Origin of the sequence: Kitasatospora sp. NPDC059646 (assembly GCF_042734615.1) — a bacterium.
In the GTDB taxonomy this organism is placed as follows: Bacteria; Actinomycetota; Actinomycetes; order Streptomycetales; family Streptomycetaceae; genus Kitasatospora.
Window position 1 is genome coordinate 57,930 of sequence record NZ_JBHWDS010000039.1, and the last position, 16,558, is coordinate 74,487.

14 protein-coding genes are annotated in these 16,558 nt (G+C 72.2%); all 14 read right to left on the minus strand.

Translation table 11 applies throughout. The features are described 5' to 3' along the window. Positions 1-22: 22 nt before the first annotated feature. Positions 23-1,330: a DivIVA domain-containing protein gene (locus tag ACFV1L_RS25020; protein WP_380369487.1), complete on the minus strand. Its 1,308-nt coding sequence runs from the start codon at positions 1,328-1,330 to the stop codon at positions 23-25. A gap of 46 nt (positions 1,331-1,376) precedes the next feature. Next, a complete protein-coding gene (locus ACFV1L_RS25025; RefSeq protein WP_033216891.1) occupies positions 1,377-1,667 on the minus strand; it encodes a YggT family protein in 291 nt (96 codons plus the stop codon). 77 nt (positions 1,668-1,744) lie between these two features. After that, on the minus strand, positions 1,745-2,362 hold the full coding sequence (locus ACFV1L_RS25030) for a cell division protein SepF (protein WP_035861643.1): 618 nt from the start codon (positions 2,360-2,362) through the stop codon (positions 1,745-1,747). A 193-nt stretch (positions 2,363-2,555) separates the two neighbouring features. Next, positions 2,556-3,344, minus strand: coding sequence for a YggS family pyridoxal phosphate-dependent enzyme (locus tag ACFV1L_RS25035; RefSeq protein ID WP_380369488.1), 789 nt, complete (start codon positions 3,342-3,344; stop codon positions 2,556-2,558). After that, positions 3,341-4,075 (minus strand): peptidoglycan editing factor PgeF, encoded by a 735-nt coding sequence (gene pgeF, locus ACFV1L_RS25040; RefSeq protein ID WP_380369489.1) that lies wholly within the window; start codon positions 4,073-4,075, stop codon positions 3,341-3,343. The genes ACFV1L_RS25035 and pgeF overlap by 4 nt, the downstream gene beginning before the upstream one ends. Next, positions 4,072-5,295 (minus strand): cell division protein FtsZ, encoded by a 1,224-nt coding sequence (ftsZ, locus tag ACFV1L_RS25045; protein WP_380369490.1) that lies wholly within the window; start codon positions 5,293-5,295, stop codon positions 4,072-4,074. The genes pgeF and ftsZ overlap by 4 nt, the downstream gene beginning before the upstream one ends. 333 nt (positions 5,296-5,628) lie before the next feature. After that, the gene (locus ACFV1L_RS25050) at positions 5,629-6,402 is read right to left on the minus strand and encodes a cell division protein FtsQ/DivIB (RefSeq protein ID WP_380369491.1); all 774 of its coding nucleotides are present in this window, start codon (positions 6,400-6,402) and stop codon (positions 5,629-5,631) included. Beyond that, positions 6,395-7,501 carry an undecaprenyldiphospho-muramoylpentapeptide beta-N-acetylglucosaminyltransferase gene (gene murG, locus ACFV1L_RS25055; protein ID WP_380369493.1) on the minus strand — a complete coding sequence of 369 codons (1,107 nt, stop codon included), beginning with the start codon at positions 7,499-7,501 and terminating at the stop codon, positions 6,395-6,397. The genes ACFV1L_RS25050 and murG overlap by 8 nt, the downstream gene beginning before the upstream one ends. Before the next feature lie 6 nt (positions 7,502-7,507). Continuing rightward, positions 7,508-8,869: a putative lipid II flippase FtsW gene (ftsW, locus tag ACFV1L_RS25060; protein WP_380369494.1), complete on the minus strand. Its 1,362-nt coding sequence runs from the start codon at positions 8,867-8,869 to the stop codon at positions 7,508-7,510. 164 nt (positions 8,870-9,033) lie between these two features. Then, the gene (gene murD, locus ACFV1L_RS25065; RefSeq protein ID WP_380369508.1) at positions 9,034-10,455 is read right to left on the minus strand and encodes a UDP-N-acetylmuramoyl-L-alanine--D-glutamate ligase; all 1,422 of its coding nucleotides are present in this window, start codon (positions 10,453-10,455) and stop codon (positions 9,034-9,036) included. Then, complete coding sequence (gene mraY, locus ACFV1L_RS25070; protein ID WP_380369496.1) at positions 10,455-11,516, minus strand: phospho-N-acetylmuramoyl-pentapeptide-transferase; 1,062 nt, start codon at positions 11,514-11,516, stop codon at positions 10,455-10,457. Before mraY ends, murD begins: the two co-directional genes overlap by 1 nt. After that, on the minus strand, positions 11,513-12,916 hold the full coding sequence (gene murF, locus ACFV1L_RS25075; protein WP_380369497.1) for a UDP-N-acetylmuramoyl-tripeptide--D-alanyl-D-alanine ligase: 1,404 nt from the start codon (positions 12,914-12,916) through the stop codon (positions 11,513-11,515). Before murF ends, mraY begins: the two co-directional genes overlap by 4 nt. Next, entirely contained in the window at positions 12,913-14,577 is a 1,665-nt protein-coding gene (locus tag ACFV1L_RS25080) for a UDP-N-acetylmuramoyl-L-alanyl-D-glutamate--2,6-diaminopimelate ligase (RefSeq protein WP_380369499.1), read from the minus strand. Before ACFV1L_RS25080 ends, murF begins: the two co-directional genes overlap by 4 nt. A gap of 1 nt (position 14,578) precedes the next feature. After that, positions 14,579-16,558 (minus strand): peptidoglycan D,D-transpeptidase FtsI family protein (locus tag ACFV1L_RS25085; protein ID WP_380369501.1); only part of this gene is annotated, 1,980 nt, incomplete at its 5' end.

Below are 16,558 nucleotides of genomic sequence, written 5' to 3' on the forward strand. Positions count from 1 at the left end.
TCGAATGCGCGGTGCGGGACCGCTAGTTGTCGCCGTCCTCGTCGATCAGGAAGCCTCGCATCGGAGCGGGGGCCTGCTGCATCGGCTGCGGGGGCTGCGGCCGCACGGCCGCCATCGGCTGGGTCATGCCCGCCGGGGCCATCGCTCCGTTGGAGCTCGCGGAGGCGCCGCCGAAGGACGGGGAGCCGGCCGAGCTGCCGAAGGAGTTGCCGCCGAAGGACTGGTTGCCGCCGAAGGACGGGGTGGAGCCGAACGACGGCGCCGAGGAGGACATCGCGCCGGCACCGGCGGGCGCCATCGACGACGCGGCCGGCGGCAGCGAGGCGGTGGCGGGGATCCGCGGCGGGGCGAGCGAGTCGTCCGCCTGCGACTCCAGCTGGCGCAGCTGGGTCTCCAGGTAGGACTTCAGCCGCGTGCGGTACTCGCGCTCGAAGGCGCGCAGGTCCTCGACCTTGCGCTCCAGCGTGGCGCGGGCGGACTCCAGGGAGCCCATCGCGACGCGGTGCTTCTCCTGCGCGTCCCGCTCCAGCGCGTCGGCCTTGGCGCGGGCGTCGCGCTCCAGGCCCTCGGCGCGGCTGCGGGCCTCGCCGACGATCTTGTTGGCCTCGGAACGGGCCTCGGAGATCGCCTGGTCGGCGGTCTGCTGGGCGAGCGCGAGGACGCGGGCGGCGCTGTCGCCACCGGGGCCCTGCTGCTGCTGCATCGGGTTGCCCATCGGGCCGCCCATCGGCTGGAGCTGCTGGCCGCCCATGGGCTGGAGCTGCTGACCGGGCATGTTCTGCCCCATCTGCTGCTGCATCGGGTTGCCCATCGGCTGCAGCATCTGACCGCCCATCGGCTGGACCAGCTGCTGCTGGCCGCCCATGGTCTGGCCCATCTGCTGCTGCTGCATGGGGTTGCCCATCGGGTTGCCCATGCCCTGCTGGGGGCCGGCGGGCAGCTGCGGCGCACCGGACGGCAGGCCGAGCGGCTGGTTGCCCATCCCCTGCTGGGGGCCGGCGAGCTGCTGCGGGCCGCCGAGCTGCTGCGGACCGGGGCCCTGCTGCTGGCCGGGCACCGGCGGGCCGGATATGGCGGCGGGCACGGGAGCGCCGGGGCGCCCGCCGTCCTGCGGAGCCTGCTGCTCCTTGCGCATGTTCGCCTGGTTCTGCGCGGCGGCACGCGTGGCGGCCGCCAGCTTGGCGCGCAGGTCCTCGTTCTCGCGCAGCAGGCGGGTCAGCTCGGCTTCGACCTCGTCGAGGAAGGCATCGACCTCGTCCTCGTCATAGCCTTCGCGCAGCCGGACGGTCGTGAACTGCTTGTTCCGAACGTCCTCGGGGGTCAATGGCATCTCTTCACCTCAACGTGATCGTCGGACCGGCATCCTGTCGCATCGTTCAGAACGACAGGCGCTGCACGAGCGAGATCAGGACATACACAATGATCATCAGTACGAAGAAGGACAGGTCGAGCGCCACGCCCCCGAGACGCAACGGCGGGATGAATCGCCGAAGAAGCTTGAGTGGCGGATCCGTGACAGTGTACGTGGCCTCCAGCACCACGACCATGGCCTTCCCAGGACGCCACGAGCGGGCGAACTGGAACACCCAGTCCATCACCAGCCTGAAGAGCAGGATCAGCAGGAACACGGTCAGCACCCAGTAGAGCACCGAACCGAAGATCCCCATCGCTTCTCCCTCTCCCTGGCCGACGGTCCGTCAAGCGACGAACTGCCGATTGATCCACACAGAAAGTCGTGGCCGGGTCAGCTCTGGTTGAAGAACCCACCCTCGGCGATCCGAGCCTTGTCCTCCGCCGTGACATCGACGTTAGCAGGCGACAGGAGGAACACCTTCTGTGTCACGCGCTCGATACTGCCGTGCAGACCGAAGACCAGTCCAGCCGCGAAGTCTACGAGCCGCTTGGCGTCCGTGTCGTCCATCTCCGTCAAATTCATGATCACGGGCGTACCGCCACGGAACTGTTCCCCGATGGTACGGGCCTCGTTGTAGGTCCTCGGGTGCAGCGTGGTGATGCGGTAGGGCTCTCGTTCGTTGACGACCTTGGGCATGATCACCGGGGTGCTCTTCTCCAGGTTGCGGTGGCGCTCGGATGTGATGGACGACACGGGGGCCATGCGCGGCTGCTCCTGCCGGATCGGGACCGCGGCGGGCACCGGCTGGGGCGCGATCTGGGCCACGGGCGCCGGCTGCGCGGCGGCCGCGGCGGCGGGGGCCGGGGACCGCAGGTCCTCGGTGCGGCCGGTGCGGATCGGCTCCGGGTCCGTGTCGTAGTCGTCGTCGGGGTCGTACCCCTGGCTGTCGTAGGTCTCGTCCTCGACCAGGCCGAGATAGACCGCCATTTTGCGCATCGCGCCGGCCATGCTGCTGTCTCCTCCGCTCATGCGCCCACCGTTCGCCTGCGGACGCCGTGATGGTCACGGCCTGTCAGGCCGACGGTCCGTCAGAACCGCGGAGGTGTGCGCTCGGATGCGATCCACGGTTTACCAGCAGACTGATCATCTGCTAGGTTCTGTCCTATTTTGTCCTGCAGTCTGATCTACTTACTCGGTGACGTTACCCGAGCGGTGACCGCACTCCGAGTACCGCCGTACCGACGCGTACATGTGTCGCTCCGGCGGCGATCGCCTGCTCCAAATCTCCGCTCATCCCTGCCGAAACCATCGTGGCAGTCGGATGCTGCGCGCGTACGGCGCTTGCGATTTCCGCAAGGCGCGCGAAGGCGCGCGCGGGGTCGCCCGCCAGGGGGCCCGCGAGCGGTGCGACCGTCATCACACCGTCCATGCGCAACCCGGGCGTGTCGGCGATCTTCTCGGCGAGGGCGAGCACGTCCGCGGGCGCGACGCCGGCCCGGTGCTCGCCCTCGCCCGCCTCCTTGTCGAGCGCGACCTGCACCAGGCAGCCCAGCGGGGGGCGTTCGGCGTTGCGAACGGCGGCGGACAGCGAATCCACCAGGCGCGCGCGGTCCACCGAATGCACCAAATCGGCATAACGCACCACGGAACGGGCCTTGTTGGTCTGCAACTGGCCGACGAAGTGCCAGGTCAGTGGGAGGTTCACGCAGCGCTCGGCCTTCGGCGCGGCGTCCTGGTCGCGGTTCTCCGCGACGTCGGTGACGCCGAGTCCGGCGAGCAGGGCGGTGTCCTCGGCGGGGTAGGTCTTGGTCACCACGATCAGGGTGACCTCCTCGCGCGGGCGGCCGGCCGCGGCGCAGGCGTCGGCGATCCGCCGCTCCACCACGTCGAGGTTGGCGCCGAGCTGCTCGTAGCGGGCGCGCTGAGCGTCCGTCAGGGCGGCGGCGAAGTCCGCCCCGCCCGGGAACGGACCGTAGATGTCGTTCGTCATGAGAGTGGAGGCCCCAGCCAGACGTAGCTCGCGAGTCGGCCGGTCCGCTGCTCCCGACGATAGGAGTAGTGGTCCGGCGATTCGAGGGTGCAGACAGATGATCGCACCACATCGTGCACGCCCGCCTCGGCGAGTTGGGCGGCGACCCCGGCCGGAACGTCCAGGGCGGGTGTGCCCCAGGAGGTTTCGGCGCGGGCGGCCGGGACGATCGCGGCCACCTCGGCGCGCATCGCCTCCGGCACTTCGTAGCAGCGGCCGCACACGGCGGGGCCGGTGGCGGCGAGGATCCGCTCGGGGCGGGCGCCGAGTTCGCGCATCGCGGCGACCACTGCGGGGACCACCCCGGCGGCCAGGCCCGGGCGCCCGGCGTGCGCAGCGCCGATCACGCCGGCCGCGGGGTCGGCCAGCAGCACCGGGGTGCAGTCGGCGGTGAGCACCGCCAGGGCCAGCGGCCGGTCGGTGACCACCGCGTCCACCGTCAGCGCGTACCCGGCGGGCTGGCGGTCCGTCACCACCGCGACGTCGGCGCCGTGCACCTGGTTCATCCAGACCACATCGGCCGGATCCAGTCCCAGTTCCCGGGCTGCGAGGAAACGGTTCTGCTGGACGTTCTCGGGCGAATCGCCCACTGCCCCGCCGAGGTTGAGCTCCCCGTACGGCGCGGTGCTCACCCCGCCCCACCGGGTGGTGGAGGCGAAGTGAGCACCGTTGCGGAAGTCCGTACGAATCACTTCAGGAAGTCCGGCACGTCGAGCTCCTCGGCGGGGCTCTCGACGTAGGGCTGGCGGACCGGCTGCACCTGCGGCGGCACCGGGGAGGCGGTGGCCGTCACCGGGGCCGGGGCCTCGGACGGGCGGGCCGGCTCCTCGGAGCGGGTGACCGAGCCGATCGAACCGTAGGACGGGCGGGTCGCCGGGCGCTCCGGGGCGGTCGACGAGGTGCTGCTGCTCGACGCCGAGCTGGAGGCCGACTTGACCACCGGGTCGCGGACGATGGCCGGCGGCTGGCCGCCGTCGAAGCCGGCCGCGATCACGGTGACCCGGACCTCGTCGCCCAGCGCGTCGTCGATGACCGCGCCGAAGATGATGTTCGCCTCGGGGTGGGCGGCCTCGCTGACCAGCTGGGCCGCTTCGTTGATCTCGAACAGGCCGAGGTCGGAGCCGCCCGAGATGGACAGCAGCACGCCGCGGGCGCCGTCGATCGAGGCCTCCAGCAGCGGCGAGGAGATCGCCATCACGGCGGCGGCCTTGGCGCGGTCCTCGCCGCGCGCGGAGCCGATGCCCATCAGCGCCGAACCGGCGTCCGACATGACGGACTTGACGTCGGCGAAGTCCAGGTTGATCAGGCCCGGGGTGGTGATCAGGTCGGTGATGCCCTGGACACCGGAGAGCAGCACCTGGTCGGCGGAGCGGAACGCGTCCAGCACCGAGACCTGGCGGTCGGAGATCGACAGCAGGCGGTCGTTGGGGATGACGATCAGGGTGTCGACCTGCTCGCGCAGCGAGGCGATGCCGTCCTCGGCCTGGTTGGCGCGGCGGCGGCCCTCGAAGGTGAACGGGCGGGTGACCACGCCGATGGTGAGCGCGCCGAGCGAGCGGGCGATGTTGGCCACGACGGGCGCGCCGCCGGTGCCGGTGCCGCCGCCCTCGCCGGCCGTCACGAAGACCATGTCGGCCCCCTTGAGGACCTCCTCGATCTCCTCGCGGTGGTCCTCCGCGGCCTTCCGGCCGACCTCGGGGTTGGCGCCGGCGCCGAGGCCGCGGGTGAGTTCGCGGCCGACGTCGAGCTTCACGTCGGCGTCGCTCATCAGGAGGGCCTGCGCATCGGTGTTGATCGCGATGAACTCGACGCCCTTGAGCCCGACCTCGATCATCCGGTTGATGGCGTTGACTCCGCCGCCACCGATGCCGACGACCTTGATGACCGCGAGGTAATTCTGGGGTGCTGCCACGTCGGGGCCTCTCGCCTCGAATTTCCGGGTCGGCTCCCCTGGATGCGAAGGCCGACGGATGTCGATGGGTGGGAAGCACGTGGTTCCAACCCGAACCCTAAACTTGAGGTTGAGGGTTATGGCTGTGCCGGTGTCAGTTCGTTGTCGAGCACAGCTCGTTGACACAGGACAGTAGGTCGCAACCAGCGCGTGTTTCAACGAACACGCCGAGCTTCCCTTTTTCTTTTGAGCCTATGTGATCATCGACCCCCCGGTGAAACCGGGGTGACCATCAAGGGTCGGACCGGAGCCTCGGCCCCGTCAATACCGCCCCCAGGCACAGAACTTACCGGATCAGCCGGACACCGCCGGGGCATCCGGCGCACTCACGTCGTAATTCGATGCCTTCCGGCCGAGCAGCGCCGTCAGCACCCGCGCCTTCCGGGCGGTCTCCTCCGCGCTCCCCCAGCGCACCGTCGCCCCCGACGCCAGCTGCAGCCGGATGTCGTCGTACGAATAGACCGTGAGCGAACCGGCCTGCTTCGCCACCTCCGAGGGCAGTCCGGCGGCCACCGTGACGGCCGAACGCACCAGCGTCGGACGGTCGATGACGGGCAGTGCGTCGGTGGCCGGCTGCCCCAGCTGGAGCGACACCACCGGCACCCCGGCCGGCGGCTGCGGCCCCGTGGCGAACTCCACACCCTGCGCGTCGACCTGGACGAACCGCCCGTCGTCGGCACGGATCGCAGCCACCGGTTGACGCTCCGTCACCTTCACCCGCAGCGTGTGCGGCCAGCCGCGCCACACCTCGGCCCCGGCCACCCGGGGCACCTTCGCCACCAGCTCCTGGGCCCGGTCCAGGTCCACCCGGGCCAGCGGGCCGCGGGCGGTGGAGCCGAGCGCCCGCTCCACCTCGTCCTGGCTCAACTGCCCGGAGTCCAGGCCCTGCACCGCCACCCGGCGGACGTCCAGGGCGGACGAGAAGAACACCGTCCAGCCGAGGCCGCCGACCACCAGGGCGCCCAGCGCCGCCAGCACCAGGACGCCCCGGCGGGACAGCCGGAGCCGGGGCGGACGGCCCTCGTCGCCGTCCTCCCCGAACTCCTCGTCGTAGTCCTCGTCAGCCACGGCGGCGGCCGGCGCGGCCGGCCTCGATCGCCTCGTACACCATCTGCACCAGCAGGTCGTCGGCGTCCCGGCGGCCGAACTCGGCGGCGGAGCGCGACATCTCCCACAGCCTCGCCGGGTCGGTGAGCACCGGCAGCACGTTCTTCAGCACCCACTCCGGGGTCAGCTCGGCGTCGTCCACCAGCAGGCCGCCGCCGGCCTTCACCATCGGCTGGGCGTTCAGCCGCTGCTCGCCGTTGCCGATCGGCAGCGGCACGAACGCGGCCGGCAGGCCCACCGCGGCCAGCTCGGCCACCGTCATCGCGCCGGCCCGGCACAGCATCATGTCGGCCGCCGCGTACGCCAGGTCCATCCGGTCCAGGTACGGCACCGCGCGGTACGGCGGCATGCCCGGAATGTCGTCGATGGTCGGCAGCTCGTTCTTCGGACCGACCGCGTGCAGGATCTGCACCCCGTACTGCTGGAGCCGCGGCGCGATCGCCTGCACCGTCTCGTTCAGCCGGCGGGCGCCCTGCGAGCCGCCGGACACCAGCAGGGTGGGCAGCCGCTGGTCCAGGCCGAAGTAGTGCCGGGCCTCCGGGCGCACCGTGCCGCGGTCCAGGGTGGCGATGGTGCGGCGCAGCGGGATGCCGATGTACCGCGAGTCGCGCAGCTTGGAGTCCGGGGTGGAGACCGCCACGAAGTCGCTGTAGCGGGCGCCGATCTTGTTGGCCAGGCCCGGGCGGGCGTTCGCCTCGTGCACCACGATCGGCACGCCGGCCCGCTTGGCCGCCAGGTAGGCGGGCATCGCCACGTAACCGCCGAAGCCGACCACCGCGTCCGCGTTGACCCGCTCGATCACCTCCTGGGCGGCCCGCACGGTGCCGCGCAGCCGGCCCGGGACGGTGATCAGCTCGGGGGTGGGCTTGCGGGGCAGCGGCACCGCCGGGATCAGCGCCAGCTCGTAGCCGCGCTCCGGGACCAGCCGGGTCTCCAGGCCGCGCTCGGTGCCGAGGGCGGTGATCCCGATGGACGGGTCGTGCCTGCGCAGCGCGTCCGCGAGCGCCATGGCCGGCTCGATGTGACCGGCGGTCCCGCCGCCGGCGAGTACGACATGCACCGAAATTCACCGCTCCCTGCGCGACGACCCGGGGGCCTTGCGCGCTGTGGTTCTCCTACCTGGCACCACCCGGTCCAGGACGGACCCGAACCGGGAGTTGGCCCCTTTACGCCATCGGCGGGGCCGGGCAGCCAGCGCTGCCTTCGCCGCCGGCGTGCTGCGCGCGAAGCACAGCAGCAGTCCGACGGCGCACATGGCCGACAGCATCGCGGAACCACCGTACGAGAACAGCGGCAGCGGGACGCCCGCGATGGGCAGGAGTCCCAGCGCCGACCCCAGGTTGACCACGGCCTGAGCCATGATCCACGTGGTGGCGGCGCCCGCCGCGTACCGGACGAACGGGTCCGTGGTGCCGAGAGCCACACGGATACCCGCGTAGCCTAGTGCCGCGAAGAGCGCGAGCACCGACAGCGTCCCCACCAGGCCCAGCTCCTCGCCGGTCGCCGCGAAGATGAAGTCGGTGTGCGCCTCCGGGAGTTGCCCCCACTTCTCGACGCCCGCGCCCAGTCCGGATCCGAACGGCCCGCCCGCCGCCAGCGCGTACAGGCCGTGCAGCGCCTGGAAGCAGTCCAGGTTGGGGTCCGGCTTGGTGACGCCGACGCAGGCCAGCCGGCCCAGCCGGTGCGGCACCGTGATGATCAGCGCGGTGCACGCGACCACCGCGATGCCCAGCGTCGCCGCGAACAGCCGCAGCGGCGCGCCGACCATCCAGAGCAGCCCGAACAGCATCGCGACCAGCACCATCGTGGTGCCCATGTCGCCGCCCAGCATGATCAGCATCATCAGCACGACGGTGCCCGGCACCAGCGGGACCAGCAGGTGCTTCCACTGGTTGAGCATGTGCGTGCGCTGCTTGCGGGCCAGCAGGTCGGCCGCCCACAGCAGCAGCGCGAGCTTGGCGAACTCGGACGGCTGGATCTGGAAGAAGCCCAGGCTGATCCAGTTCCGGTTGCCGTTGATCCGCACGCCGACGCCCGGGATCGCCACCAGCACCAGCGCGCCCACCACCCCGAACAGCAGCGGGTACGCGGCGGTCCGCAGCAGCTTCACCGGGGCCCTGGTCAGCGCGACGGCTATCGCCCCGCCCAGCAGCGTCGCGATCAGCTGCTTGCGGAAGAAGAACGTCATCGGCAGCCCGAAGTCGATGACCACGCTCTGCGACGCGGAGAACACCATCACCAGCCCAAGCACCACCAGCAGCAGCGCCGAACCCAGGATCAGGTAGTAGGGCGTCAGCGGACGGGCCATCAAGTACCCGAACCGCTCACGCGCCGCGCGCAGCCGCGCGACCGGGCCCTCCGACTTGAAGGTGGTCGTGGTCGCCGAGACCAGCCGTAGGCGCGGCTGCTTCTCGCTGCTGGGCACCACCGTCTCCTCATCTCCGGGGGTCACATGCAGGGGCGCGGGGAACTGCGCGACAAGCGCAAAGCACGTCCGCAAGGTCGCGATCAAGTGCAGGTCATTCTCCTGCATCGCGATCTTGCGGTTGGGTGCCTTCCGCTGCGCGCGGTTCCCCGCGCCCCTGGGTTTGCCTACAGCTCGTGTACCGCTGCTGCGAACAGGTCCCCGCGCTCACCGTAGTTGGTGAACATGTCCATCGACGCGCAGGCGGGTGCGAGCAGGACGGTGTCGCCCTTCTGCGCGGCCGCGGCCGCCACCCGGACGATCTCGGTCATCGCCTCCGCGCCAGTCTTCCCCGGCGCGGGTTCGAACACCGGGACCTCCGGGGCGTGTCGCGCCAGCGACTCGCGGATCAGCTGCCGGTCCTGCCCGATCAGGACGGCGGCCCGCAGCCGGTCCGCCGCGCCGGCCACCAGCTCGTCGAACGTCGCGCCCTTGGCGAGGCCGCCGGCGATCCACACCACGGGGCGGTACGCGGCCAGCGAGGCCGCCGTCGCGTGGGTGTTGGTGGCCTTGGAGTCGTCGACGTACGTGACGCCGTCGACCTCCGCGACGTGCGCGATCCGGTGGGCGTCGGGCCGGAAGGCCCGCAGCCCGTCCCGGACGGCCTTGGCGTCGACGCCGTAGGCCCGGGCGAGGGCCGCCGCGGCGAGCGCGTTGGCGATGTTGTGCGGGGCGGGCGGGTTGATGTCGGCGACGGCGCCGATCTCGGCGGCGGCGCGGTCCCGGTCGGGGACGAACGCGCGGTCGACGAGCAGGCCGTCGACGACGCCGAGGTTGGAGACGGCGGGCGCGTCGAGGCCGAAGCCGATGGCGCGGCAGCCCTCCTCGACGTCGGCCTCGCGGACCAGCGCCTCGGTGGCGGGGTCGGCGAGGTTGTAGACGCAGGCGACCTGGTTGCCCTGGTAGATCCGGCCCTTGTCGGCGGCGTACGCCTCCATCGAGCCGTGCCAGTCGAGGTGGTCGGGGGCCAGGTTGAGCACGGCGCCGGAGTGCACCCGCAGCGACGGGGCCCAGTGCAGCTGGTAGCTGGACAGCTCGACGGCGAGGACGTCGTACGGCTCCTCGGCGAGGACCGCGTCCAGCACCGAGACGCCGACGTTGCCGACGGCGGCGGTGCGCTTGCCGGCGGCGGTGAGGATGGACGCCAGCATCTGGACGGTGGTGGTCTTGCCGTTGGTGCCGGTGACGGCCAGCCAGGGGGCGGGCTCGCCGGTGGCGGGGTGCGGGGTGCGCAGCCGCCAGGCGAGTTCGACGTCGCCCCAGACCGGGACGCCGGCCTGCTCGGCGGCGGCGAACAGCGGGCTGTCCGGCGCCCAGCCGGGCGAGGTGACGATCAGTCGGGTGCCCTCGGGCAGGCTCGCGCCGTCGCCCAGGCGGACGGTGACGCCCTGTTCGGTGAGGGCGGCGGCCTTGGCGTCCAGCGCGGGGCCGGTGCCGCCGTCCACGACGGTGACGCGCGCGCCGAGGCCGTGCAGGACCTTGGCGGCGCTGGCCCCGGAGAGGCCGAGTCCGGCGACGACGACCGGCAGTCCGGCCCACTCCGGGTTGATCATCCGGTCACCCATCCCGCGTAGAAGAGTCCGAGTCCGACGGCGACGCACAGGCCCTGGATGATCCAGAACCGGACCACGATCAGGACTTCGCTCCAGCCCTTGAGTTCGAAGTGGTGCTGGAGCGGCGCCATCTTGAAAACGCGCTTGCCGGTCATCCGGAACGAGCCGACCTGGATGATCACCGAAAGGGTGATGATCACGAACAGGCCGCCGAGGACGGCGAGCAGCAGCTCGGTGCGGGAGACGATGGCGAGGCCGGCCAGCGCGCCGCCCAGGGCCAGCGAGCCGGTGTCGCCCATGAAGATCTTGGCGGGCGAGGTGTTCCACCACAAGAAGCCGAAGCAGGAGCCCATCAGGGCGGCGGCGACCACGGCCAGGTCGAGCGGGTCGCGGACGTCGTAGCAGGAGGCGGTGGCGGTGATCGCGTAGGCGCAGTTCTGGGTGTGCTCCCACAGGCCGATGAAGGTGTAGGCGCCGAAGACCATCACCGAGGCGCCGGTGGCGAGGCCGTCCAGACCGTCCGTCAGGTTCACGCCGTTCGACATCGCGGCGATCATGAAGTATGCGAACAGGACGAACAGGACCGGGCCGATCTTCCAGTCGAAGTCCCGCACGAAGGACAGGCTCTCCGAGGCCGGGGTCTTCTGCCGGCTGTTCTCGAACTGCAGCGCCAGCACGGCGAAGGCCAGCGCGACGAAGGACTGGCCGAGCAGCTTCGCCTTGGCCCGCAGGCCCAGCGAGCGGCGCTTGACCACCTTGATGTAGTCGTCCAGGAAGCCGACCAGGCCCAGTCCGGTGGTCAGGAAGAGCACCAGCAGGCCCGAGGCGGTGGGCGACTCGCCCGTTATCGCCTTGGTGGCGAAGTAGGCGATCAGGGTGGCCACGATGAAGGCGATGCCGCCCATGGTGGGCGTGCCCTTCTTGCTGTGGTGCGCCTTGGGGCCGTCGTCCCGGATGTACTGGCCGTACCCGTGCCGGGCCAGCAGTTTGATCAGGGCGGGGGTGCCGAGCAGGGTCAGCACCAGGCCGATCAGGCCGGAGAGGAGGATCTGCTTCACTTCGCGGCACCGTCCGCGAGCAGTGCCTCGGCGACCTTCTCCAGGCCCACCGAACGGGATGCCTTCACCAGGACCACGTCCCCCGGCCGCACCTGACTGCGCAGCAGCTCGATCGCCGCGTCCGCGTCGGACACCAGCACCGACTCCTCACCCCACGAACCTTCGTTCCTCGCGCCCAGTTCCATCCGGGCCGCCTCGCGTCCGCCGACCGCCACCAGCTTGGTGATGTCGAGCCGGACGGCGAGCCGTCCGATGGCGTCGTGCTCGTCGAGGCTGTCCTCGCCGAGCTCCCGCATCTCGCCGAGCACCGCCCAGGTGCGGCGGCGCTCCGGGCCCCTGCCCGCCATCGTCGCCAGCGCCCGCAGCGCGGCCCGCACGGACTCCGGGTTCGCGTTGTAGGCGTCGTTGACGACGGTCAGGCCATCGGCCCGGTCGACCACCTCCATGCGCCAACGGGACAGCGCACCGGCTTCGCCGAGTGCCTCGGCGACGCGGTCGACGGGCATCCCGAGCTCCACCGCCACCGCGGCGGCGGCGAGGGCGTTCGAGACGTGGTGCTCACCGTACAGGCGCAGCTGCACGGGTGCGGAACCGGCCGGGGTGCTGAGCGTGAACTGTGGCCTGCCGGTGGCGTCCAGGCGAACGTCCGTGGCCCGGACGTGGGCGTCCGGGGACTCGCCGAACAGCACCACGCGGGCCTTGGTGCGGCTGCTCATGGCGCGCACCAGCGGGTCGTCGGCGTTCAGCACGGCGACGCCGTCGGCGGTGAGCGCCTCGACCATCTCGCCCTTGGCCTCGGCGATGCCCTCCTTGGAGCCGAACTCGCCGAGGTGCGCGGTGCCGATGTTCAGCACCAGGCCGACGGTGGGCGGGGTGATGCCGGTCAGGTACTCGATGTCGCCCTTGTGCCGGGCGCCCATCTCCATCACCAGGTGGCGGGTGGTCGGGGAGACCTGAAGGGCCGTCAGCGGGTGGCCGATCTCGTTGTTGTGCGAGCCGGCCGGGAAGACCGTCTCGCCGTGCTTGCTGAGGAGTTGGCCGATCAGGTCCTTGGTGGAGGTCTTGCCGGCCGAGCCGGTGAGCCCGACGATCCGCACGTCGGTGGCGCGGGCGACCACGGCCCGGGCCAGCCGGCCGAGCGCGACGACCACGTCGTCGACCAGGATCGCGGGCACGCCGACCGGGCGGGTGGCGAGCACCGCGACGGCGCCGTCGGCGACCGCCTCGGCGGCGAACTCGTGGCCGTCGACGCGTTCGCCGAGCACGCACACGAACAGGCCGCCGGGCTCGATCCGCCGGTTGTCGGTCACCACCGCGCCGGTGATCACCGCGTCCGGGTCGGCCGCGTCCAGGGTGCCGTCGACCGCCTTCGCGGCCTCGGCCAGGGTCAGTGCGATCACCGGTCCACCTCCATGAGCTGCTCCATCGCGGCCCGCAGCACCTCGCGGTCGTCGAACGGGCGGACCTCGCCCTTCACGTACTGCCCGAGCTCGTGGCCCTTGCCGGCCACCAGCACGGTGTCCCCGGCGTGCGCCCGGGCGACGGCCAGCGCGATCGCCTCGGCCCGGTCGGGAACGGCGAGGACCTCGCCGCGCTCCTCCTCGGGCACCTCGGCGGCGCCGCCCAGCATGGTGGCGAGGATCGCCAGGGCGTCCTCGGAGCGCGGGTTGTCGCTGGTGAGGACGGCGGTGTCGGCGAGCCGGGCGGCGATCGCGCCCATCGGCCCGCGCTTGTACGGGTCGCGGTCGCCGCCGCAGCCGACGACCACGTGCAGCCGGCCCTTGGTGACCTCGCGCAGCGAGGCGAGGACGGCGCTGAGCGCGTCCGGCTTGTGCGCGTAGTCGACCACGGCGACGTACGGCTGCCCCGCGTCGACCTTCTCCAGCCGGCCGGGGACGCCGGCGACCTGCGCCACCCCGGCGACCGCGGCGTCCAGGTCGATGCCGGCGGCGGCCAGGGCGGTGATCGCGCCGAGCGCGTTGGAGACGTTGAACGGGCCGGGCAGCGGCACCGAGGCCTCGGCGCGGGCGCCGTCCGGGCCGAGCACGGTGAAGGTGGAGCCGGCCGGGCCGAGCTGGACGTCGACGGCGCGCCAGTCGGCGGCCGGGTCGCCGGCCGCGGAGAAGGTCACCATCGGGATCCGGGCCTCGCCGGCCAGCCGGCGGCCGTAGGAGTCGTCGCGGTTGGCGACGCCGAGCCGGGCCTTGCCGGGCTCGAACAGCCGGGCCTTGGCCCGGTAGTAGTCCTCCATGTCGGGGTGGAAGTCGAGGTGTTCCGGCGTCAGGTTGTTGAACAGCGCGACGTCGTAGGCCACGCCGTCGGTGCGGCCGTACACCAGCGCGTGGCTGGAGACCTCCATGACCACCGAGTCGGCGCCGGCCTCGTTCATCACGGCGAGCACCGCGTGCAGGTCGGTGGCCTCGGGGGTGGTGCGCTCGGACTTGATCCGCTCCGCGCCGACCCGCATCTCGACGGTGCCGATCACGCCGGGCAGCCGGCCGGCCCCGCGCAGGCCGCCCTCGACCAGGTAGGAGGTGGTGGTCTTGCCGTTGGTGCCGGTCAGTCCGATCATCAGCATCCGCCGGGCGGCCGCCCCGTAGACCGCCGCGGCGAGCTCGCCCATCACCGCGCGCGGGCTGTCCACCACGAGCAGCGGCACCCCCGCGTCGGCGGCCAGTTCGGCGCCGGCGGCGTCGGTGAGCACCGCGACCGCGCCGGACGCCACCGCGCCGGCGGCGAACGCCGCGCCGTGGTGGTTGGCGCCCGGGAACGCCACGTACACGTCGCCGGGACGCACCGCCCGGGAGTCGTGGGTGACGCCGGTGATCTCGGCGCCCTCGACGGGCGGAAGCCCGAGCAGCCGGGCCGCCTCGGCGAGGGGCAGCGCCGCGGTGCGGCTCGGACGGGGCGGACTCGCGGAGATTTGATCGGATTTCGGCACGGCCGGAAGGCTATCGGCCCCACGCCCCCCGGGGCCAAACCGGGGCCCGTCGGCAGTGACGCTGCTCACATCTCGCTCGTCGCGCGTTCCGCGCCGCGGTGTGTCGGGGGTGTCGCTCATCTCAGGGCTTCCAGTCGACGGGCAGGTTCGGCGCCTCGCTGCCGCTCGGCGGGACCTGGAGGGTCTTGAGGGTGAACTCCATCACCTGCTTGAAGACGGGCCCGCACAGCTGCCCGCCGAAGTGCCCGTTGACCGGGTCCTGGATGACGCAGGAGACCGTCACCCGGGGCTGGTCGGCGGGCGCGAAGCCGATGAAGGAGGCGGTGTACCCGGAGTACTTGCCGGTCTTCGGGTCCACCCGGTTGGCAGTGCCGGTCTTGCCGGCCACCCGGTAGCCCGGGATCTGCGCCTTGGTGCCGGTGCCCTGCTCGTCGGTGACGACGGACTCCAGCATCTCGGTCAGCGTCTTCGCGGTCGCTTCCGTCACCACCCTGCGCTGCTCCCCGGCCGGCGCGGGCGTGTACCGCCCGTCCGGGCCGGTGGTGCCGGCCAGCAGGCTGGGGGCGACCCGCACGCCGCCGTTGGCGATGGTGGAGAACACCGAGGTGGCCTGCAGGGCGTTCACCGACAGGCCCTGGCCGAACGGGATGGTGTACTGCTGCGAGCCGTTCCAGTCCTCCGGCTTGGCCAGGATGCCGCGGGTCTCGCCGGGGAAGCCCAGTCCGGTGGGCTTCCCGATGCCGAACCTGTCGAGGTACCCGGCGAGCACCTTGTTGGCCTCGGCCTGGGTGGCGCCCAGGTGCTCGGCGGCCTCGATGGTGCCGATGTTCGACGACTTGGCGAGCACGCCCGCCAGGGTCAGGTACCAGGTCTCGTGGTCGACGTCGTCGTGGAACACCCGGTCGGCGCGCTGCAGCGTGTTCGGCACCGTCACGTGGGTGTCCCAGTTGGCCGATCCGGTGTCCAGCACCGCCGCCATGGTCATCAGCTTGGCGGTGGAGCCCGGCTCGTAGGCGTCCTGCAGGGCCGGGTTGCCGAGCTGGTCGGCGCGGGCCGAGGCCAGGTCGTTCGGGTTGAAGCCCGGGGAGGCGGCCATCGCCAGCAGCTGACCGGTCTTCACGTCCTGGACTATCACGTAGCCCTTCTCCGCCCCGGCGTTGGTCACCTGGTCGGTGATGGCGCGCTGGGCCGCCCACTGGATGTCCGGGTCGACGGTCAGCCGCAGGTCGCTGCCGGGCACCGCGTCCTGCCGGCTGCCGCCGGCGGTGGCGACCCGGCGGCCGGCGGCCGACGCGTAGGTGGCGTAGCCGTCCTCGCCGGCCAGCTGCTGCTGGTACTGGAGTTCCAGGCCGCCGGTGCCGGTGCCCTCGGAGTTGACGAAGCCGACCAGGTTGGCGGCCAGCCCGTTCGCCGGGTAGCTGCGCCGGGTCGACTGCTCCCAGAACACGCCGGCCAGCGGGTTCACGCAGGCGGCGTCGAGGAACTGGCGGCCGCCCTTCTCGGCGGGCTTGCCGAGCAGGTCGCGCTGGCCGCGGCAGGCCGCGGTGTCGGCCTGCTTGGTCAGCGTGCTCTTCAGGTCGGCGATCCGGCCCTTCGCCTCCGGGGTCTGACGGGCGGTCAGCAGCGCGTACTGGCTCTTCGGGTTCTTCGCGTTCAGGTGCAGCGCCGCCGCGAGCTTCTCCTTCGGCTGGCCGAGGATCGGCGCGAGCAGCGCCGCGGCCTGCTCGGGGGCGTCCGGCAGGTGGGTCGCCCCGGGGGTGAACATGGTCGGGTCGGCGGTGATGTCGTACGCGTCGACGCTGGTGGCGAGCACGGTGCCGTCGGCGGCGGTGATCGTGCCGCGCTCGGCGGGCAGCGCCACCCGCACGTACTTGTTGGCGCCCGCGGCGGCCGCCAGCGCGTCCGAGTCCAGCAGCTGGAGCTGCACCAGGCGGCCCGCGAAGATCGCGAACACCAGGCCCAGGCAGACCGTCACCAGCCGCAGCCGGCGCTTCGGGTCGGCCAGCGTGATGGACCTCGGCCCGGCCGGCGGGCGGCGGGCCGGCGCGGGACGGCGGGCGTCGGGGCGCGGCCGGGGCCGGGCGGCGGGCCGGCCCTGACC